Source organism: Tritonibacter scottomollicae (assembly GCF_032924845.1).
Classification (GTDB): domain Bacteria; phylum Pseudomonadota; class Alphaproteobacteria; order Rhodobacterales; family Rhodobacteraceae; genus Epibacterium; species Epibacterium scottomollicae.
In genome coordinates this window covers 595,796-615,180 of record NZ_CP136704.1, presented here as the reverse complement: position 1 = coordinate 615,180, position 19,385 = coordinate 595,796, and the positions used below count along the sequence as shown (strand labels likewise).

Here is a 19,385-nt window from a genome sequence, read left to right as displayed (position 1 = left end):
CATGCCTCCGCATCTGAAACACGCCTTGCCAAAAGCCTTCTGGGTTGCCGGACTCGCATTGGTTTTCCTGCTGCTCTACGCACCGATCCTGTCGGCAGTCCTGTTTTCCTTCAGCGCTGACCGCTTCCCAAGCCTCAGTATGTCTGGGTTCAGCACCAAGTGGTACGCGCAGGTCCTGACCGACCGCGCCATGCTAGAGGCCCTCAGTAACAGCCTGACGGTGGCCGGGATCACCGCGCTGATTGCCACAGCCCTAGGATTTGCCGCAGCCTATGCGGACTATCGTTTTCGGTTCTTTGGCCAGAAAGCCGTGCTGGCGCTGGCCTTGCTGCCGCCGACGGTGCCGCTGGTCATCCTGGGTTTGGCGATGCTGGCCTTCTTCTCCCGCATCGGCATTGCCGGCACGCTTGCCGCAGTGGTTGCCGCGCATGTCGTGATCGCCGCACCCTTTGCGATGGCGGTCTGCCGTCTGCGTCTGGCGCAACTGGATGAGACGCTGGAAACCGCAGCCCAGAACCTCGGTGCCCTGCCCCATTCCGCGCTCGCCCGCATCGTGCTGCCGCATACGTTGCCGGCCATCCTTGCCGCTTTCCTGATCACCTTTGCCGTGTCATTCGACGAATATGTGATCTCCTGGTTCACGGGCGGCTTGAACCAAACCATTCCCGTTGCGGTTCTGACCACGCTTCAAGGGCAGGTCGACCCCACCATCCACGTCATAGGCACATTGAGTTTTTCCGTCACCCTGACGCTGGTTCTGATCGCGCTTGCCGTGGTCCTGCGCCAGAGCGGCGGCGCCATGTCCAAGGAGGAGACATCATGACCAACACACATCTGAAACTGGCGGGGCTTGCCAAGTCCTATGGTACCTTCATCGCCGTCGAAGAATTTTCGCTGGATATTGCGCAAGGGGAGTTCATCGCAATCATGGGGCCGTCCGGCTGTGGCAAGACCACAAGCCTGCGCATGCTTGCCGGTCTTGAAACCGCAGACCGCGGAGAGATCACCCTTGCAGGCAACCGGATCGACCAACTGCCGGTCTGGGAGCGGGAAACCCCCATGGTCTGGCAAAGCCTGGCGCTGTTCCCTTTCATGACCGTGCGGGAAAACGTCGAGTTCGGACTGAAGATGCGCGGCGTTGCCGGGCCAGAACGCCGCCGCCGCGCTGACGACTGGCTGGAACGGTTGGGCATTACCACCTACGCAGACCGTAATGTCGCGCGTCTGTCAGGCGGTCAGCGCCAGCGCGTTGCCCTTGCCCGCAGCCTGGTGCTGGAACCCAAAGTGCTGCTTTTGGACGAGCCGCTTTCGGCGCTCGACGCCCATATGGCAATCAAGATGCAGGGCGAACTGAAGAAGCTCCAGCGCGAGCTCGGCATCACCTTTGTCTATGTCACCCACAGCCATTCAGAGGCGTTTTCGCTCGCTGACCGGGTTGTCATCATGAACGCCGGCAGAGTCGAACAAATTGGCAGCCCGCAGGACATCTTTCTGCGACCGCGCAGCAAATTTGTTGCTCAGTTTGTCGGCGGGATCAGCCTGCTGGAAGGAAAGGTTTCGGGCAGCGAGGGCAGCAAGCGCTTCTTGGACACACGCGACGGCAAAGTCCGGCTTTCCCACAGCAGCGGGTTGGCCGAAGGCGCAGCCGCAGACCTGGCTGTACGGGCGGACCGGATCTCCGTGACGGTTGAGCCGGGTTGGGGCGAAAACGAAATCGCCTGCACACTGGTATCAGAGGAGTTTGCCGGGGCCGTCGTCAATTTGCATCTTGAAACCGCGTCAGGTCACAGCCTTGTGGCGCAGCTTCAACAGCGGGATCTAGAGCAGTTGGACGCAAGCATCGGCGCGCGGGTCTATGCGTCCTGGCACTCCGATGACGGATTTCTTCTGGAGAGTGCGCAACAGTCGGAACCGGGCCCCAAGGTGAGAGCTGCATGAGGTCTGTTCTCGACAATACCACGGAGGCTCTGCGTCGAGCCGGGCGGGAGGGGGAGGTTTTTCTGTCCCTTTTGCCGGACCGGGCCCCCGCGGAAGCACGTCAAAGCGATGGTCGCACCGCAAGATTGGGCCCCCTCGATGGGAGCACGGTCTCTTGGAAGGATATGATCGCGATCAAGGATGTCACCCCGCGTGCCGGTTCCGCCCACTGGCGCCCCGAGGCCCCTGCCCCAGCGGATGCTGAGGTGGTAGCGCGCGCCCGCAAGGCCGGTCTGGTCAGCATCGGTGTCACCAATCAATCGGAACTGGCGTTCTCCGGCATCGGCTACAATCCACACCACGGCACTCCGCTCCTCGACGGGCGGGTGCCGGGCGGGTCCTCCTCGGGGGCTGCGGCCTCTGTCGCACGTGGGATCACCCGCCTCGCGGTCGGTACCGATACTGCGGGCTCCTGCCGGGTGCCAGCAGCGTTTCAGGGCGTGGTGGGCTTTCGGTCCACGCGCGGACGGTATCCGATGCGCGGCGTGATGCCACTCGCGCCCAGCTATGACACGGTCGGCAGCTTTGCCCGCTCGGTTGCCGATATCATCGAGTTGGATGCGATCCTGTCCGGCGACAACGCCCACCCGGACATCGCCAGCGGCCTTGCGGTGCTCAGCGACGTGCTCGACGCGAGCGATGTCTCCGCGCCGATCTCCCAGCGCTGCAAGGAGGCGGTGATAGCACTCGGACAGGCGGGTGTCCTGTTGGAGCACACCAGACAGTCGCCTTTGGATGAGGCGCTGGCGCTGATCCGCGCGGGCGGCTGGCCGGGCGCCATTGAGGCGGTCGAAACCTATGGGCATCTGCTGGAGACCGAGAACGCTCATCACATTGACCCGTTTGTCGCCGCGCGGCTGCGTGCGTCGGCCGGTCTGAACCCGGACAAGATCACGCGCGTCAAACAGGGTGCCAGAGCGTTGCGCGAAACCGTCCGGGCCTCCGGTACCATCTACCTCCTGCCGACGGTTGCCATCGAAGCCCCGCACCTGGCGCCGCTGCTGGAAGATCCCAAAACCTTTGCCGCAACAAATACTGCGGCTCTACGCCTGACCATGCCTGCGAGCCTGCTGGATTTGCCCGCCATTTCTCTACCCGTCGGGAAAACGAATGCGGGGGCTTGGGTGGGCGTGCAGCTGGTCGGTCCGCCAGACAGCGACCGCACCCTGCTTGCCACTGCGGCAATGGTCGAAACGCTGCTGATGCAAAAGGAACCCCTGACATGATACTTAATCCGATAAAATGGCCAAACGGTGCCCGCTGTGCCTGTGCGATCACGTTTGACGTGGATGCCGACAGCCTGATCCACATCGCCCGTCCGGAGGACGGGCACCGTCGCCTCTACCCGATAAGCATGGGCCGCTATGGTCCGAATTCCGGTGTGCCGCGTATTCTGGACACCTACCGGCGGTTGGGACTCAAACAGTCCTTTTTCATGCCCGGCTGGGTGATGGAACAATACCCCGAAACGGTCGAGGCGATCCTTGCCGGCGGCCATGAGATCGGCCACCACGGATACCTGCACGAAGACCCCGCCGAACAGAGCGCCGAGGAGCAGACCTATTGGTTCGAACGCGCGCTTGCGGTTCACCGGCAGATGACCGGCAGCACCCCGCGCGGCTATCGCGCCCCGGTCTATAACGTCACCCCCGAGGTGCTGTCGCTCGCGGTGAAACACGGGTTGACCTATGAAAGCTCGATGATGGCCGACGACCTGCCCTATCGGATCGATACCGCAGCCGGCTCTCTTTATGAGCTGCCGGTGCATTGGGGCAGCGATGACTGGCCGCCTTTCGCGCATTTCGACGAGATCGGCTACAAGATGCCGGTGATGTCGCCGCGCCGCGGGCTGGAGGCCTCCTTTGAGGAGTTCGAGGCGCAATACGAGGCTGGCGGGCTCTGGATCGGGATATGGCACCCCTTCCTGACCGGGCGGCTGGCCCGCTGGCGGGTGGTGGAGCAGTGGCTCGAAGAGGTGCTGTCGCGCGGCGATGTCTGGTTCGCACCGCTGGAAGAGATCGCCGCCTATGCCGCAAGCCAGGAGGCCGAAGGCGCCTGGCAGCCGCACCGTGAGCCCGCGGCGCCCTACATGCATCCCGTCCTGATGGAGAAATAAAGATGGATACCCGCGATACCCCCTTTGATGCCGCACGGCCCGACGGTGAAAACCCGAGCGCACATCAGACGCTTGCAGAGGATGGCCGCCTCAGCCCCAATACGACGTACACTATTCCCGCCCGTCAGGGCCGGGCGATGCGCGTAAAGAAGGGAGAGCTGCTGTCGGTTATCAACCGCGACGGCAGCCAGATCGGCGATTTCTGGGCCTTTGTCGAAGGTGACTGCAACGAATATCTGTCGATGGAGCACCTGCGCCCGACGCTGCGTCGCATTTCGCCACGTCCCGGCGACGCGCTGGTGACCAACCGGCGGCGCCCGATCCTGACACTGGTTGAGGACAGCTCGCCCGGCGTTCACGACACGCTTGTCGCGTCCTGCGATATTCATCGGTATGCCCAACTTGGATATCAGGGGTATCACGACAATTGCACAGACAACCTGCGCATGGCGCTGCGGGCCATCGGCCTGCGCCCGACATCGGTGCCCTGCCCGCTGAACCTCTGGATGAACACGCCTGTCATCGAAGGTGGCGCAATGGAGTGGCGGCCCCCTGTCTCGACCAAAGGGGATCATGTGCTGTTCCGCGCTGAAATGGATGCTGTGGTGGTGATTTCCTGCTGCCCGATGGACCTTCTGCCGATCAATGGCGAAGATGCTGAGCCAAGCGCGCTGGAGGTCAAGCTGCACCGGGAACCCGAATGAACCTGACCGCAAAACGAATTGGTGGCGCGGTTTTAAATCCGCGCCACCTAGTTTTACCGTTTCAAAGGGTTGTTTCAGGCCGCTTGCGCCGCCCCACCGGCCAGTTTCGCGGCCAGGTCGCGGGTACGGGCCTCAGCCGTTTCAACCGACGCCTCGTGACGCGCATCTTTGAATTCCTGATATTCGATCGCAATCGTCTCGATATCTGCCTGCGCCACGCCGAAGTAATGCGCACAGGCCGCCAGAGCCGGGTCAAGCGCGTTGAGATGCGCGCGCGGCCCACCGGGGGCAAACCCGAATTCACCACGCGACGACAGCACCACCAGCCGTTTTCCCGACAGGATCGGCTCGATCGGCGTGTCGCCGCGGGCCAGGTCAAAGGAAAAGGTCCGACCGATCCGCGCGATGTGGTCGATCCAGCCCTTCAGGGCGGTCGGCATTCCGTAGTTGTACATCGGCGCGCCCAGGACGACGATATCCGCCGCGATTACCTCGTCAACCAACTCGTCGGACAGCGCCAGACGCTCGGTCATCCACGGCTCACGCGCGTCGGACGGGGTAAAGGCCGCATGGATGAATTTGTGGTCGATCGCAGGAATCGGGTTCAGGCCGACATCCCGGGTGATCACTTTCGTGTCCGGTGCTTGCGCCAGAAAGGTCTGTGTGAACAGCCCGGTCAGATGACGTGTGAGGGAGCGTTCTTCAAGCTGGGCGCTTGCATCAATTCGCAACAGAGTGGGCATGGGCAATCTCCTGAGTATATGCACTGCGCATTGTGCCTACCAAGCGGCCAAGCCTCTGGCGAAAGCGAATTTTTCATGGTCAAGGTGAATGAAATTCACCCTAGCTCCACCCCGAACGGAAAGGATTGAACCGATGCGGCGCTTGCCTCCGCTCCACGCGCTACGTGCTTTTGAAGCCGCCGCGCGGCATCTTCATTTCGCTCGAGCCGCGGCCGAGCTTCACCTGACGCCAACCGCGATCAGCCACCAGATCCGCCAGCTGGAAGAGATCCTGGAGGTGAAACTCTTCCACCGCTACCCGCGCCCAATCCGCCTGTCGGCAGAAGGCGCGGCATTATACCCGGTACTGCGCGAGAGTTTCGACCGCATGAGCAGCGCCATCGCAGGAATTTCGCAGCAGGAGACGAACCGCCCGCTGACGGTTTCCGTCACGGTCGCGTTTGCCAGTCTCTGGCTCATGCAGCGCCTGCCCGCGTTGCGCAGTCAGACCGGATTGAACCTGAAGGTCGAGGCCGACAACCAGCCGGTAGACCTGTCCGGTAGCGATGTCGACTTTGCGGTTCGTTACGCAGTCCAGCCGCAGCCAGAAGACCATTGGCTGCCGCTGTTCGAAGACAGCCTGGTCCCGCTCTGCGCGCCGGAACTGCTGCGCCGGTCTCAGATCAACGACGACGCTGGTATTTTGCGCCTGCCGCTGATCCAGTACCGCTGGAATTGCGGCGCGGAAGCGTCGCCAAGCTGGCAGCGCTGGTCTCACGCAGCCGGGCTCGGGGCTGCGGTGCCCGAGATCGCACAGCACTTTTCCGAGGAAATCAATGCCATAGACTCGGCGCTTGCCGGTCAAGGCGTGGTACTGGCTTCCAGCGTGTTGGCTCGCGCCGCTGTCGCAGCCGGGCACTTGGTGCGCCTGTCTGACGTGGGTTTGCCTGGCAGAACTTTTTGGGCGGTGAGCCGCAGCGATCATCCGCGTTTTGCAGAAGTTGAGCACTTTGCTTCATGGGCGCGTGCTTCCGGGTAGCCGCTGCACGCGCGCAATTCCCGAATGTCCTGCCGTACCGACCGCTCCGAGGCCTCTGCTTGCGCATAGAAGTAGACGGTGTTCTCAGGCTCTGTTGACATATGAGATGACTGTCAGAACTAACGCGATTTAAAAGTACGTAATGCGATGTACCGGCTGCTTCACCCAGCAGGTTAGGCTCTGGACCGGCGCTGTTGCACAAATCAGCTAACAGCCAGAGTTCCCCTTTCCCCGAACACACTTATCCTAGGGCCACGGTGACAGGTATGCCGAGGGCGGTGAAGCGGTTCATGACCGCCGCACGGATCTGAACTTCGGCGACCTGGCGGTCGAAGTCCCGTGACACTAACCTCTGGCCGAGCAGCTTCACGCAGTTCATTTTCGTCTCCACCCTGCTGCGGCGGTGATACCCGCTCCAGTTTCGCCACAGCGCCCGACCCAAGTGCTTCGATGCTCGCAGGATCTCGTTTCGCGCCCGGGCTCCGGCCGTGTCCGGCTTCCAAGGCCTCGCAGTCCGCCTCGGCGGAATGACCGCCGCCGCGCCGCGGGCCGCGATGGCATCATGGCAAGCGCGAGTGTCATTGGCACCGTCGGCGGTGACGGTGGCGATCTCCTCCTCCGCCGGGACCTGGGCAAGCAGGTCCGGCAGCATCGGCACGTCGCCGACGTTGCTGGAGGTGACCTCGACCGCCCGGATCTCCAATGTTTCCTCGTCGATCCCGAGGTGGATCTTGCGCCAACCCTGCGTCGCGAGCCACCCATTGCCCGGCAACATATGCTTGCATGTGTGAGAGGGATGCTTGCGCGTGTGCCACTCGCCTTCACCTTCCACATTGATGCCGGTACTGTCGACGAGCAGGTGAAGCGCGCCCTTGGAGCCCCGATACGGGATGGTGACGTCCAAGGCCTTTTGGCGACGCGACAGGGTGCTGAAGTCAGGCACGGACCAGCCAAGGCCGGACAGTTCCAGCAGGCTCGCAACGAACCCTGTCGCCTGGCGGAGTGGCAGCCCGAGGAGGACCTTCAGGGTCAGGCAGGGCTGGATCGCGGCGTCGCTATAGGACTGCTGGCGTCCGCGCCGCCCGGACGGCAGCGCCTCCCACTGCATAGAGGGATCGAACCAGACGGTCAGCGAACCGCGCTGCCTCAGCGCCTGATTGTAGCTCTTCCAGTGGGTCGTCTTGTATGTCGTCTTCGGAGGTCTGCTCATGCTGCACAGCTAGCATGCTGGATCCACGAGATGAATCCCCAGGGATTTGCGCAACAACGCCATGCAGCTCGCACAATGGCTGAGTGTATGACTTTGCGGCGTCAGTCGCTACGGGTGGCTCGGTCGGAATTTTGACTCCCGTAGTCTGACCCTGACACGGTTGCAGCTATGATTTCCCTCCTGCCGCAGTTACCTAGGAATTCCCCCTCGCTTCTGCCCGCCGATCTCTTGACCCTTGTGTGGAAACCCGTAGTCTCTGGCACAACCATTAGAGGTTTTGATTGATGAACGCATTTGTACAGGACTCCCGGCTGGGGCGGCTTTCCACCGTGCTGGGGCTGGAAGCGCTGGCGCTTATGCGCTTTGACGGCACCGAGGCGTTGAATGGGCTTTTTGACTATTCAGTCGAGGCTCTGGCACCGCGCGATGATCTTGATTTCGACGCGCTGTTGGGCACCCATGCCACCGTCAGTATCAGCGGGGCCGAGGGCCTGGCGCAGTTCGACGGCATTATCACCGAGGCCCGCTGGAAAGGCCCGGGCGAGAACGGCTGGCGATATGATCTGCGCCTTAGGCCTTGGTTCTGGCTGGCCGGAAAACGGCGCAACCAGCGGATCTTTCATAACAAAACCGTAGTAGAGATTCTGCAGGAGCTGCTGGCGGACTACGGCCATCTGGGAAACCCGCATCTGGAGGTTGCTCTCAGCAACGACTACCCGGAGCTGGAATACACGGTGCAGTACCGCGAAAGCGACCTGGACTTCGCCCGCCGCCTGATGGAGCGTTTCGGGATCTCATTTCACATCCGACACGCAGAGGGCAGCCACACGCTTGTGCTGACAGATGACGTGCTGAACCACGCGGAAATCCCGCCCCGGCCCTATCACGGCGCAGCCCAGAACCACGACGTACAGGGCGAGCATTTCTGGGCCTGGGGGCCCGAGCGACGGCTGACGACAGGCGCAACCCGCCTCACTGATTACAACTTCAAGACGCCGATGGCGGCGATGGAGAGCGACCGCTTGGGCGATGCGGCCTATGCTGAGGGGCAGCTGGAGGCCTATGATTATCCCGGTGATTATCTGGATCAGGGCCGCGGCAAGACGGTGGCGCAGCTGCGCTGCGAAGAGGAGCGCGGCCATGACGCCCGCCAGTTCGCCAGCGGCGACATCACCGGCCTGCGGCCGGGCGGCGTGGTGCCGCTGGCGGCGGGCGATGCAGTACCTGGCGAGGGCGCCAAACACCTCTGCCTCTGGGCGCGTTACTCATTCGTCAGCCAGAGCTACGGCTCCAATAGTGAAAGCACCTCTCCCGACCGCCCCTTCACCGCGGATTACCGGCTGATGCCAATCACCGCTCCGATGGTGCCGCCGCGGGTAACGCAAGTGCCCGTGGTGCAGGGCCCGCAGACTGCGGTGGTGGTCGGCGAAGGCGAGATCGATTGCGACGAGCATGGTCGCATTCTAGTGCATTTCCACTGGGACCTGGAGAAGGCATACTCCATGCGCTGCCGGGTCAGCCAGAACTGGGCCAGCCAGGGCTGGGGCGGAATGGTGATCCCGCGTATAGGCATGGAAGTGGTGGTCGAGTTCTTGGAGGGCGACCCGGACAAACCGCTGGTGACCGGCTGTGTCTACAACGGACGCAACAAGCCGCCCTATCCGCTGCCCGAGCACAAGACCAAATCGGTGTTCAAGACCGACACCCACAAGGGCGGCGGTTTCAATGAGCTGACCTTCGAGGACGAGCGTGATCAGGAAAAGATCTATATGCACGGCCAGAAGGATCAGGAAATCGTCATCGAGAATGACCGCTCCAAGACCATAGGTCGCGATGAGGCCAACGCCATCGGTCGCGACCGCACCCAAAGTGTTGGGCAGGATGAAACCATGTCCGTGGGCCGCGACCAGCGCGAAACAGTAGCCCGGGACGTGCTCTACAAGGTCGGTCGCAACCAGCAGGAAGAATACGGCAAGGACCATGTGCATGTGGTGGGCAATATACACAAACAGGATATCTTTGCCGACCATCTGGTGCAGATCGGCCGCAACCACGAGGAAACGGTGTTCGGCAAATCCACCCTCAACGTGACCGAGTCGATCACCAACAACACCCGCAGCCACACTCTGATGGCATTTGAAAAATTCACCATCAAGGGACCGGGCGGCAAGATTACCATTGATTCAGGCGGGATCACGCTAGAGGCCGCCAGCATCAACCTGAAAGGTGCGGTCAGCATGGGCGGTGGCGGCAGCGCTCAGGTTCCCACCCTGCAGAACGCCGCTCGCGAGGCCCTGCCGCTGGTCGAAGAATGCGTGAAGCAAAAGGAATGAAGCAGATGGCGTGCCGGATCACAAACTTGCAACAGGAGACCGCCTCATGCAGCCTGTAGCCCGTATCGGAGACACCCACGCCTGCCCCAAATGCCGTCGATGCCAGATCGTCAGCGGCGGCAGCGCTACCGTTGACGGTCGCATTGTCGCGCGAGTCGGCGATAAAACCAGCTGCGGCGCGGTCATCACCGCCGGGTCGTCCATGTCAACCGACGACGGCCGCCCGATCGCCTACGTCGGCTCTCCCACCTCTGTCGGCGGCACAATCGCTACAGGATCGCCAAACCACAAGGTCATGCCGTGAGGGGCCCCGCTCTCCGCACCGCATCCAGCACCTCAATGAACCCGCTTGGAAGCCTGCAATGACTGGATGTAATTCTCGCCATGCTTGCAACACTTGCAGAATGGAGGCGCGGAAGAAAAACGGGAACTGGTTCGTGCCTGCAATTGATGCTCATTGCAGAAGACCCGTTTCGGACCGCTGCGGCTTAATGATCGCAATCAAACACGGCTTCAATGAAGCAACACACTGGGCACCAAGGTTAAGCCGAAAACCGCGTTTTTTGCAGCTTCACACAGCTACTTTCAAATGAGGTGTGGAGCTGGATAAGAATGCCGCGTGAGTTGCATTTCAACTACTTAAGTTAGGGAATTCATTGCGTTTCAACGGTAAAATTGATGGCCTGTCAGGCCCAGCACTGATAGCGGAAATGCTCAAGGTAAGCGGCCCGCTCAACCATGCTAACCCAATCCCGGAAGACGTCCTGGAGACCTTCAATGACCGACTGCCAGCCTTGCTTCTGGATTTTTGGGCAACGCATGGCGTGGGAATTCTAGAGACGCAGCGCTTGCAACATTGCCTGCCAGGAGAACTCGCGCCGGTGATATCTGCTTTGTTTGCCCATGACCCTGACTTCGGCGGGATCGTGCCGAAAGGTGCTGGTAATGCTACTTTGCCTGTCACTGATTGCCATGCGATCGCCTATGGGCCATTTGGAAAGCTGATCGTTTGGAGTGAGCGTCATCATCTTGTGCTGGTTGATATGAAGCTTGGCCTGGTAGACGCGCCTTTCTTCTCCCACCCGGATTGGAAGATTGAGGCTAACGAGACTCTTTTCAAATTTCTTTGGGGCCTGCCGGCCGACGCACTGGATCTGGATGACGACACTGGGCAGCCAATGTTTCTGCGCGCCAAGGAAAGGTTTGGCGCTTTGGGTCCTGGAGAGATTTACGGCACGCAACCGGCAATCTCCTTCGGCGATCCTGTCGATTTGGATCACTTGGCCCCGGTTCCTGCAAGGGACTGGATCAGTGAGCGTGCATCAGGAATGCACTTCATGCTGGCGGACATCGCAACAGGCCAGTTTGATATCCGCCCCATAGGACTGTGGAATCCAGGGGTTAAGCCATGATGAAAGTACTTCGCTTGATTTGGATAACTGGCCTCCTGCTTCTAGGCGCTTGCTTCCCGGATAAACCAGAAGGCCTTGCCATGTCCTATTCCACCTATGTGCAAAGCCCGGTCGTGATTGAAGAGTTCAAGGTAGACGGCCGACACACGCTTCAAGGGAAAAAGGTCGTACAGGGGCTTGCCGATCTACGACGCCCCCATGATCACTCGGGATGGTACATGTTGCCCAGGGATATTGATGCGAATGGTACCCTGCAAATTGAAGCGGTCTGGGTCGAGTTGCTGACCCATGAGGCTTTCCGTGCAGAAATCGTAGTGCCAGTCTTGGAACTGCAGCGCAGCGCCTCAAATTTTGCAGAAATGAAACCTGTGTTTGGCCCGGACGGGCTGATGTTGATTACTTCGGACCCGCTCCCGGAAACAGCGGTCTCAACATTAATCCACGATGTGGGGCGAGTTTGCGGCACACGGATTCCGGAACTGGATCAGGATTATACATTGGAGCCTCTGGCATTGCCGGCATTGAAAGAAACTCTGGAGTACGACCGCCCCGCTGGAGTCGGAAAAGGCTGTAAGTAGAGCAAGATATGACAACAACATCGGACTTAACGAAAGGCGCCGAAGCTGCTTCTGCGGATATGAGCGGCACCGCAGGGAACACAGTGCAAACCTGCCCGCGTGTTACCCTGGAAATCGGCGTATTTTTTGATGGAACCGGGAACAACACGGCGAATTCCATCGAGGGCGGTGACAGTGGCAGCTATGGTAATGCGCGCTCCAACGTGTCGCTTTTACATGAAATTTACAAGATTGGCGACCGCTGGACAGAACTGGCTGATTGCGGATCTCCGAAAACAAAATTTTCTCACATCTACAAAGAAGGAATCGGAACAACCTCCGGCGGCTGGGACTATAACCCCTTCACATTAACCGGTGCGGCCACAGGGATGGGGCCTGAAGGGGTAGAAGCCCGCGTCTATCAGGCCTGCCTGGACGTTGGAAAGGAGATCGATCGACTTTCACCTTTGGAAGAACCCGAGGAAATTGTGCTGGATGTTTTTGGGTTCAGCCGCGGGGCGGCAGCGGCGCGCTATTTCGTGAACTGCTTCCGGCAGGGCTACGTGGAATATGACGCCTATTATGCCAACCGAAAGCGGGCCAGGCTGCCGGAAGACCGCAATGTCCGCATTCGCTATATCGGTATCTTTGATACGGTCGCAGCCGTCGGCGACGGTAAAGATGACGACAACGGCGCTGTGAATGTGCATGTATCATCAGCGCAATGCGAGCGCATCTACCACCTGACCGCGCAGAATGAATACCGCGAGAATTTCCGCTTGAACGACAACCAGCCAGGCGGCGGAGAGGTACGGAGGCTGCCAGGGGCGCATTCCGATGTCGGTGGCGGCTACCGTGATCCGGGAGACAGAACCGTTGTTGCCCCCACCCGAACCCGAGTTTTTGGGAGCCGGGAGCAGGCAGAAACCGCGCGGTCCACTGCAATCCAGACTGCCGAATTGGCACGCAGCAGCCGTGAAGCCTTTTGGGTGTCTGAGGGGTGGATTCGCCCCAATGAGCCGCGTGGCGGCTTTGTAAACACACCCGGGCCTGTGACCATGCAAAGGGCGCATGGTGTCTTGGGAAGCAGTTTGCGGACCTATACCTTTGAAGAGGGCGAGCGGCTTGACCGCCCTTGGGTACAACCCGGCCTCTCTCGGATCCCGCTGCGCATTATGTATGAAGATGCAAAAAAAGCTGGTGTACCGCTTCTTGCTTTTCCAGCCACTGCTGCCGAATACACTGTCCCCCCTGAACTCGAAGCTCTGGCCCCAGGAATGGCGCAGGGCGGGCCAACACCACCGCCTGCGCAGACCCGCGAAATACTGCGCAACTTTGGCCATGTTTCGTCGAATTATGGCAAGATCGGCATGAGCCCCGACAAAAACTTTGAACGGGTTGTCTATCCGAACGAACCCGGGAAAGCGAAGTAAGCCTACGCCAGTTCCGTAATCTGGTCCCTGAGAACTTGCATGCGCTCGGTTTCCCCGCCCGGGGCAAGAAGTATAGCCTTTAAGCGCCCCTCGGAATCTATGGTGGAGAAGTCCGGGCCGTAAGCCAGTTCCCAAACCAGAAGCAGCAAGAGATTTGATTTCTGCCGAAAACCAAACTCCATCATGCGCGACAGGCAGCGCCGGGCAGTTTGCGGATATTGCTCCTTGTCCTCTGGCCGGATCAACTCCGCAAAATCGATTTCGACCCGGGCAACAATTTCGTCCACATCTGCATTGAGCCGTGAGCGCTGCAATAATGCAAAGTCCTGCGGTTCAAGCCTAAACGGTGCATCTATTTGGGTGGGTTGCACCAGACCTTGCGCAGGCCTGAAGATATCAAGCCCGATCCCCTCAGGCGTGCTCCATGGCACGATCACCGCAGACAATGCTTGATGTGCCCGCCTGTAAAACCATTGTGCTACCGTCTCTGGCCGTTCGGCGAGGTCTGAAAAATAACTCCGCGCTACCGCCGGTTCCCAGTAGCGGAAATAATACCATTTCCCGCTACTGTTTTGAACACGGGTGAATCTCCGCAGGTGTTGCCAGAGCGTTTCGAGCGGCAGTGGAGACCGCAGAAATAGTCCCGGTTCCGAATGCCAGAGACCGTGGCATCCTTTCGGTCCAGTAAACAAAGTGCGTGTCAGATTGTCGTCTTCTCTCAGACTGACAAGATATGGCGCAACTTCTGACAGTTCCTGTTCAGCCTGCCCTTTGAACAAACAGCGGAACTCCAGCCCTGATGCGTTAAGCCTGTCGACGAGGTTGGTGGCTTTTGCCCCGTCAAGCAGCGCGTAACTCTGCTCTGTGCCGGAATGGCCTTCTTCTTTGCTTATGGGGGATAAGCGTTTCGTTTCGAGTGGATCGAATAAGGAGGCTCGAAACGAGGGTGGAATGTTAACCTGTGGAAAAACACCCAACTGATCACCCAATGGTTCTGGCGCCACTACGGTCTCTGCAAGTAGCCCCGCCTGTTTCACCAGAGGAGTAGCGGAATTTGAAACAGTAAGTGTTTCCCAAAAATCACTATCAATATCTTGCATAGCGCCTGCAAACTGCATTTCTGAAATGCCTCACTCTTCTCACAGCCTGTGGCTTCTTACAAGTAACCTATTTTTCACAACATCTACGGCAGCACCGAAACCAACGACAGCTTTATCCTGACGCTGGGGGCGAAACAGGGAACTACCGAAGATGATGTCTGACAGATGTCAGATCAGTGGTATGCCTTCGGCGCGCGAGATCACGACACTGATGATAAGTCCGACGTGCCGCCTGGGGAGCGCGGCATTCACCCATCTTCTTAGGGTCAGGATGGCGTTGTTGCGCAAATCCCTAGGGATTCATCTCGTGGATCCAGCATGCTAGCTGTGCAGCATGAGCAGACCTCCGAAGACGACATACAAGACGACCAACTGGAAGAGCTACAATCAGGCGCTGAGGCAGCGCGGATCGCTGACCGTCTGGTTCGACCCCTCGATGCAATGGGAGGCGGTACCGTCCGGGCGGCGCGGACGCCAGCAGTCCTATAGCGACGCCGCGATCCAGGCCTGCCTGACCCTGAAGGTCCTCCTCGGGCTGCCACTCCGCCAGGCGACAGGGTTAGTTGCGAGCCTGCTGGAACTGTCCGGCCTTGGCTGGTCCGTGCCTAACTTCAGCACCCTGTCGCGTCGCCAAAAGGCCTTGGACGTCAGCATCCCGTATCGGGGCTCCAAGGGCGCGCTTCACCTGCTCGTCGACAGTACCGGCATCAAGGTGGAAGGTGAAGGCGAGTGGCACACGCGCAAGCATCCCTCTCACACATGCAAGCATATGTTGCCGGGCAATGGGTGGCTCGCGACGCAGGGTTTGGCGCAAGATCCACCTCGGGATCGACGAGGAAACATTGGAGATCCGGGCGGTCGAGGTCACCTCCAGCAACGTCGGCGACGCGCCGATGCTGCCGGACCTGCTTGCCCAGCTCCCGGCGGAGGAGGAGATCGCCACCGTCACCGCCGACGGTGCCAATGACACCCGCGCTTGCCATGATGCCATCGCGGCCCGCGGCGCGGCGGCGGTCATTCCGCCGAGGCGGACTGCGAGGCCTTGGAAGCCGGACACGGCCGGAGCCCGGGCGCGAAACGAGATCCTGCGAGCATCGAAGCACTTGGGTCGGGCGCTGTGGCGAAACTGGAGCGGGTATCACCGCCGCAGCAGGGTGGAGACGAAAATGAACTGCGTGAAGCTGCTCGGCCAGAGGTTAGTGTCACGGGACTTCGACCGCCAGGTCGCCGAAGTTCAGATCCGTGGGGCGGTCATGAACCGCTTCACCGCCCTCGGCATACCTGTCACCGTGGCCCTAGGATAAGTGTGTCCGGGGAAAGCGGAACTCTGGCTGTTAGCTGATTTGTGCAACAGCGCCCATGACAACTGTAGCTTCCCACTTCACCAGAATAGTCGGAAGTTATTCGCTTCCATCTCTTTGACTGCCCATTATTTTCGCAATAAAATCAATGACCGGTGGTTTTTGAGGTGTTGGTGTCCGGCTTTCCACTTTCACACACCCAAAGTCGCCTGTTTTCGGATAGCCGTTTGAATGTCTGGATTGGGGAAACCATGGCAACGTCGTGCAGCTATCGATGCGGATACAAGCGATTTCTGCAACATCGATTGCCGTAACTGCATAGGACCGGTTTGTCCGCTCAGCCAACCTTCAAGCCGAAATCAACCCGCGACGTTCGATGAACGTCCGCTTTTCATGCGGAGGTGCAGAGCGGTTTGTTTCAATGGTGGATACCGCATGTCGCGCATCATGGCGTCTGGCCTGGAAGAGCTGATGCGCCAGCCGACCGTTGTCGATGCAGAGGTTCTGGAAGACCGGAATTGGCTTGAACCAGGGCTCCTTGACGCACTCCTCTCGCAAGCGGCTGACGACACCGCGGCGAGGTGACTTTGCCTCGAGACCTGCGTGCGTCAGCGAAAGTCTGATTGATGCGCAGGTGGGAGACCTCAGCCGGAAGTGCCGCTGCTTCCGGCCCAGAGCTGCCTTCCACCCGCCAGGCCGCTGCCGCGCCGCAGCTTCACCAGACCGGCCATTCGTCCATCGTGCAGCATTTTCGAGGGGCGAAGGTCGGCAGAGCGGACAGAGCTGGCTTTCGCTGCGTTCGCTCGAAGGGCTACTATCGGAATTTTCCAACTATATTAAAGCCTCCTCGACGGCTTCTCGAACTGTCTGGAAAACACCCTTCAGTTCATCTTTTGGAACGCCACCGAAGGCGAGACGCAAAGCCTGAGGGACTGCAATAGTCGTTGCAAATGGCTCTGCTCCTGACGCCAAAACGCCCTGCTCCTTCAGGCGTGTGACAATGGGTTCGGATCGAACACCCTTGTCGAGAGGCAACCAAGCGAAGCCTGCGTAGCGATGCGAAAGAACGGACGATCCACCAAGAACGGTTCGGCAAAGCCGCTGGCGTTCTGCGCCGTCCCGCCGCCGGGTCTCTTCGGAACCGGCAAGCGTGCCGTCCTCCACCCAGCCCGTGACCAGACCGGAGATCAGCGCCGGGGCGTTCCAGGTTGTCGCCCTGATCGCTTCAAGCAATCTGTCTGTGTGGGTCGCGGCCGCGATCAAGTAGCCCAGGCGCAAGCCTGTCGCGAGGCTCTTGGAAAAGCCCCCAACATAGACCGTTCGCTCCGGCGCGAGAGCGATGAGGCTTGGCGGCGGATCTGGCTCCAGAAACGTGTAGGCCGCGTCTTCGATGAGTAACAGGTCGTGCGTGCGCGCGATTTCGATCAGACGCAGGCGAGTCGCCTCATTCATGACCGCACCCAATGGATTGTGGACAGTCGGCATCAGATAGACCGCCCGCAACTTGCGCGCGCGACACTGTCGTTCCAGATCGTCGGGGTCCATCACGCCGCCCCGTCCCTCAACCGGAACAATTTCGAGGCCCTGCAACGCCGCAACGGATTTGAAGCCAGGATAAGTCAGGGTGTCGGTTGCGATCCTCTCGCCGCGTTGAAAGAGGCCGAGGGCGATGGTCGCCAACCCATGCTGGCCGCCTGACGTGACCAGAAGGCATTCGGGGTCGATAGGACCAAGGGTCGAGGCAAGGCTTGCCGCAATGATCCGTCGTTCGTGCGTTCGCCCGCCGTGAGGCTGGTAACGCAGCATCGCCTCAAGGTCGCCCGCCGCCGCAAGCCGCCGCAGGCCGGCCCGCAACATATCCGCATCGGCGGCGTCCCCCGGCATGTTGAAAACCAGGTCAATGAGGCCATCGCTGGCGGTCTGTCGGACCCCTAGCGTGGGGGGTAATCCGAGATCGCGCACAAAGGTGCCACGCCCGGCTTCGCCGACGATCAAGCCCCTGCGCTCCAGCTCGCCGTAGGCACGAGTCGCCGTGGCAAGGGCTACGTTAAACTGTTCCGCAAACGCGCGGTGCGTTGGCAGCTTTGTGCCCGGAGTCAGCTTGCCCTCCTGAATCGCCGTCGAGAGCATGTCGGCAAGGCGTATGTATCGGGCTTTTCCCATGTTCTCACTGTATCTAGTACAATAGAAAAATTGTCCTGCAGACTACCTCGTGACATTCCGAACTCAAGTCAATCTTAAAGGTTCGCGCTCCATGTCCAAACTGATCCCGGTTTCACTGCTCGCCCTTGGTCTGTTCACGGTGACGTTCGCCGTAAACCTTCAGGCTCCGCTCTACGATGCCTATGCGGTCGAAAGTGATGTCGGGGCAACGGCGGTGACGGTCGCGTTCGCGGCCTATGTTGGGGGTCTCATGCCGACGCTGTTGCTGCTCGGCGGGCTTTCGGACCGGATCGGGCGACGTGTTCCGATTGCACTGGCGTTGATCCTCGGCGCCGTTGCGACGGCGCTTCTCGTACAGGTGCCAAGCTGGACAAGTCTTGTCGTCGCGCGCTCCCTGCTAGGGATCGGAACCGGTCTGGCGACGACCGCCGGGACGGCTTACATGACGGAAATTCTTGGCTCGAATCGCGCTAAGAATGCCGCCCTTATCGTTACCTCTGCCACATCGCTCGGCTTTGGCAGCGGCGCTCTGGCGACCGGTATCAGCCTCGGGGTGCAGGGGCCGACACTCTTGCCTGCCAGCTACATCGCCCTGTTCGTGGCGGCTCCGCTCATTGCGGTGATTACCCTCGGACTGCCCCGAATGGACAAGCCCCGGAGCGCGTCCCTTTTGCGCCTGCCGGTCTTTCCTTCCGGGACATGGATGTTCGGGGCCGCAATGGCGCTGGCCTGGTCCACGACCGGCATGACCATCGCGGTCGTTCCGCTGGAGCTTGCCGCGAACGACCTCGGTGGATGGACCGGACTCGTCATCTTCTTGGCAATCTTCGTGGGGTTTCTCTGCCAACCGATTGCCCGACGGATGACCAATGACCGCGCGCTCGCCCTCGGGTTCGTTCTGATCCCGCTCGGCTTCCTCGTCCTTCTGGCTGGTGTGTGGCTGAAGATTCTTGCATTCGTTCTCGTCGGCACCTGCATCACCAGCGCGGCAAGCTACGGCTTCACCTATCTCGCTTCATTGGCGGAAGTTTCGTTGCGTGCGCCGGACGACCGGGCGCGGGCGACGGCGGGTCTGTTGGCCTATGCGTATTTCGGGTTCTCACTTCCCGTGATAGCCAGCGGCGCACTGGCCGATATGCTCGGTCTCCGCTCGGCGATGGTGGTATTCGCAGCGGTCCAGATCACAGTCACGGCGATCATAGTTCTGACGTGGCTACAAAGGACCGTTACGCCCGCCGCAGCCTTCGATGCCGGAAAGTGCCGTGACGGACGCAGAGAACAGAATGCAATTACCTGACTAACGAAGTTGCCATTCGCA

At 60.2% G+C, this 19,385-nt stretch carries 17 protein-coding genes and 1 pseudogene; 14 read left to right on the top strand and 4 right to left on the bottom strand.

The genetic code is table 11. The features are described from left to right. Position 1: 1 nt before the first annotated feature. Genes R1T40_RS03520 through R1T40_RS03500 form a run of 5 tightly spaced genes read left to right on the top strand, consistent with a single transcriptional unit; the run spans position 2 to position 4,797 of the window. Positions 2-823: an ABC transporter permease gene (locus R1T40_RS03520; protein WP_106165570.1), complete on the top strand. Its 822-nt coding sequence runs from the start codon at positions 2-4 to the stop codon at positions 821-823. Continuing rightward, positions 820-1,938 carry an ABC transporter ATP-binding protein gene (locus R1T40_RS03515; RefSeq protein WP_317385891.1) on the top strand — a complete coding sequence of 373 codons (1,119 nt, stop codon included), beginning with the start codon at positions 820-822 and terminating at the stop codon, positions 1,936-1,938. Before R1T40_RS03520 ends, R1T40_RS03515 begins: the two co-directional genes overlap by 4 nt. Then, positions 1,935-3,203 (top strand): amidase family protein, encoded by a 1,269-nt coding sequence (locus tag R1T40_RS03510; RefSeq protein WP_317385890.1) that lies wholly within the window; start codon positions 1,935-1,937, stop codon positions 3,201-3,203. The genes R1T40_RS03515 and R1T40_RS03510 overlap by 4 nt, the downstream gene beginning before the upstream one ends. Continuing rightward, positions 3,200-4,093, top strand: a complete 894-nt coding sequence (locus R1T40_RS03505; protein ID WP_317385889.1) for a polysaccharide deacetylase family protein — start codon at positions 3,200-3,202, stop codon at positions 4,091-4,093. Before R1T40_RS03510 ends, R1T40_RS03505 begins: the two co-directional genes overlap by 4 nt. Positions 4,094-4,095: 2 nt before the next feature. Further along, a complete protein-coding gene (locus R1T40_RS03500) occupies positions 4,096-4,797 on the top strand; it encodes an urea carboxylase-associated family protein (protein ID WP_317385888.1) in 702 nt (233 codons plus the stop codon). A 74-nt stretch (positions 4,798-4,871) separates the two neighbouring features. Here R1T40_RS03500 and R1T40_RS03495 read toward each other — a convergent pair whose 3' ends face one another. Further along, a complete protein-coding gene (locus R1T40_RS03495) occupies positions 4,872-5,540 on the bottom strand; it encodes an FMN-dependent NADH-azoreductase (RefSeq protein WP_317385887.1) in 669 nt (222 codons plus the stop codon). A 133-nt stretch (positions 5,541-5,673) separates the two neighbouring features. Between R1T40_RS03495 and R1T40_RS03490 the strand changes: the two genes are divergently transcribed. Then, complete coding sequence (locus R1T40_RS03490) at positions 5,674-6,558, top strand: LysR substrate-binding domain-containing protein (RefSeq protein ID WP_317385886.1); 885 nt, start codon at positions 5,674-5,676, stop codon at positions 6,556-6,558. Between the two features lie 241 nt (positions 6,559-6,799). Here the strand turns inward: R1T40_RS03490 and R1T40_RS03485 are convergent, their stop codons facing one another. After that, positions 6,800-7,768, bottom strand: coding sequence for an IS5 family transposase (locus R1T40_RS03485; protein WP_317385885.1), 969 nt, complete (start codon positions 7,766-7,768; stop codon positions 6,800-6,802). 284 nt (positions 7,769-8,052) lie between these two features. Here R1T40_RS03485 and R1T40_RS03480 point away from each other — a divergent pair, with 284 nt between their 5' ends. From R1T40_RS03480 to R1T40_RS03460, 5 genes are all read left to right on the top strand, one after another. Then, the gene (locus R1T40_RS03480) at positions 8,053-10,101 is read left to right on the top strand and encodes a type VI secretion system Vgr family protein (RefSeq protein WP_317385884.1); all 2,049 of its coding nucleotides are present in this window, start codon (positions 8,053-8,055) and stop codon (positions 10,099-10,101) included. A gap of 46 nt (positions 10,102-10,147) precedes the next feature. Beyond that, positions 10,148-10,405 (top strand): PAAR domain-containing protein, encoded by a 258-nt coding sequence (locus tag R1T40_RS03475; protein WP_317385883.1) that lies wholly within the window; start codon positions 10,148-10,150, stop codon positions 10,403-10,405. 352 nt (positions 10,406-10,757) lie between these two features. Next, positions 10,758-11,513 carry a GAD-like domain-containing protein gene (locus tag R1T40_RS03470; protein ID WP_317385882.1) on the top strand — a complete coding sequence of 252 codons (756 nt, stop codon included), beginning with the start codon at positions 10,758-10,760 and terminating at the stop codon, positions 11,511-11,513. Beyond that, positions 11,510-12,091, top strand: a complete 582-nt coding sequence (locus tag R1T40_RS03465) for a hypothetical protein (protein ID WP_317385881.1) — start codon at positions 11,510-11,512, stop codon at positions 12,089-12,091. Before R1T40_RS03470 ends, R1T40_RS03465 begins: the two co-directional genes overlap by 4 nt. 8 nt (positions 12,092-12,099) lie before the next feature. Next, positions 12,100-13,503 (top strand): T6SS phospholipase effector Tle1-like catalytic domain-containing protein, encoded by a 1,404-nt coding sequence (locus R1T40_RS03460; protein ID WP_317385880.1) that lies wholly within the window; start codon positions 12,100-12,102, stop codon positions 13,501-13,503. Between the two features lie 2 nt (positions 13,504-13,505). On the opposite strand, the gene R1T40_RS03455 is transcribed toward R1T40_RS03460, so the two are convergent. After that, the gene (locus R1T40_RS03455) at positions 13,506-14,603 is read right to left on the bottom strand and encodes a DUF4123 domain-containing protein (RefSeq protein ID WP_317385879.1); all 1,098 of its coding nucleotides are present in this window, start codon (positions 14,601-14,603) and stop codon (positions 13,506-13,508) included. A 334-nt stretch (positions 14,604-14,937) separates the two neighbouring features. On the opposite strand from R1T40_RS03455, the pseudogene R1T40_RS03450 reads away from it, so the two are divergent. Both R1T40_RS03450 and R1T40_RS03445 read left to right on the top strand, forming a co-directional pair. Then, a pseudogene (locus tag R1T40_RS03450) lies at positions 14,938-15,907 on the top strand (IS5 family transposase). A gap of 432 nt (positions 15,908-16,339) precedes the next feature. Beyond that, positions 16,340-16,489 (top strand): hypothetical protein, encoded by a 150-nt coding sequence (locus R1T40_RS03445; RefSeq protein ID WP_317385878.1) that lies wholly within the window; start codon positions 16,340-16,342, stop codon positions 16,487-16,489. A 246-nt stretch (positions 16,490-16,735) separates the two neighbouring features. Here the strand turns inward: R1T40_RS03445 and R1T40_RS03440 are convergent, their stop codons facing one another. After that, positions 16,736-18,067, bottom strand: a complete 1,332-nt coding sequence (locus tag R1T40_RS03440; protein ID WP_317385877.1) for an aminotransferase-like domain-containing protein — start codon at positions 18,065-18,067, stop codon at positions 16,736-16,738. Between the two features lie 91 nt (positions 18,068-18,158). On the opposite strand from R1T40_RS03440, the gene R1T40_RS03435 reads away from it, so the two are divergent. Further along, on the top strand, positions 18,159-19,364 hold the full coding sequence (locus R1T40_RS03435; protein ID WP_317385876.1) for an MFS transporter: 1,206 nt from the start codon (positions 18,159-18,161) through the stop codon (positions 19,362-19,364). Positions 19,365-19,385 lie beyond the last annotated feature (21 nt).

Bases quoted from the DNA above. Each gene is read 5' to 3' on its own strand.
- R1T40_RS03520 (WP_106165570.1), top strand. From the start codon at position 2: ATGCCTCCGCATCTGAAACACGCCTTGCCAAAAGCCTTCTGGGTTGCC.
- R1T40_RS03515 (WP_317385891.1), top strand. From the start codon at position 820: ATGACCAACACACATCTGAAACTGGCGGGGCTTGCCAAGTCCTATGGT.
- R1T40_RS03510 (WP_317385890.1), top strand. From the start codon at position 1,935: ATGAGGTCTGTTCTCGACAATACCACGGAGGCTCTGCGTCGAGCCGGG.
- R1T40_RS03505 (WP_317385889.1), top strand. From the start codon at position 3,200: ATGATACTTAATCCGATAAAATGGCCAAACGGTGCCCGCTGTGCCTGT.
- R1T40_RS03500 (WP_317385888.1), top strand. From the start codon at position 4,096: ATGGATACCCGCGATACCCCCTTTGATGCCGCACGGCCCGACGGTGAA.
- R1T40_RS03495 (WP_317385887.1), bottom strand. From the start codon at position 5,540: ATGCCCACTCTGTTGCGAATTGATGCAAGCGCCCAGCTTGAAGAACGC.
- R1T40_RS03490 (WP_317385886.1), top strand. From the start codon at position 5,674: ATGCGGCGCTTGCCTCCGCTCCACGCGCTACGTGCTTTTGAAGCCGCC.
- R1T40_RS03485 (WP_317385885.1), bottom strand. From the start codon at position 7,768: ATGAGCAGACCTCCGAAGACGACATACAAGACGACCCACTGGAAGAGC.
- R1T40_RS03480 (WP_317385884.1), top strand. From the start codon at position 8,053: ATGAACGCATTTGTACAGGACTCCCGGCTGGGGCGGCTTTCCACCGTG.
- R1T40_RS03475 (WP_317385883.1), top strand. From the start codon at position 10,148: ATGCAGCCTGTAGCCCGTATCGGAGACACCCACGCCTGCCCCAAATGC.
- R1T40_RS03465 (WP_317385881.1), top strand. From the start codon at position 11,510: ATGATGAAAGTACTTCGCTTGATTTGGATAACTGGCCTCCTGCTTCTA.
- R1T40_RS03460 (WP_317385880.1), top strand. From the start codon at position 12,100: ATGACAACAACATCGGACTTAACGAAAGGCGCCGAAGCTGCTTCTGCG.
- R1T40_RS03455 (WP_317385879.1), bottom strand. From the start codon at position 14,603: ATGCAAGATATTGATAGTGATTTTTGGGAAACACTTACTGTTTCAAAT.
- R1T40_RS03445 (WP_317385878.1), top strand. From the start codon at position 16,340: ATGTCGCGCATCATGGCGTCTGGCCTGGAAGAGCTGATGCGCCAGCCG.
- R1T40_RS03440 (WP_317385877.1), bottom strand. From the start codon at position 18,067: ATGGGAAAAGCCCGATACATACGCCTTGCCGACATGCTCTCGACGGCG.
- R1T40_RS03435 (WP_317385876.1), top strand. From the start codon at position 18,159: ATGTCCAAACTGATCCCGGTTTCACTGCTCGCCCTTGGTCTGTTCACG.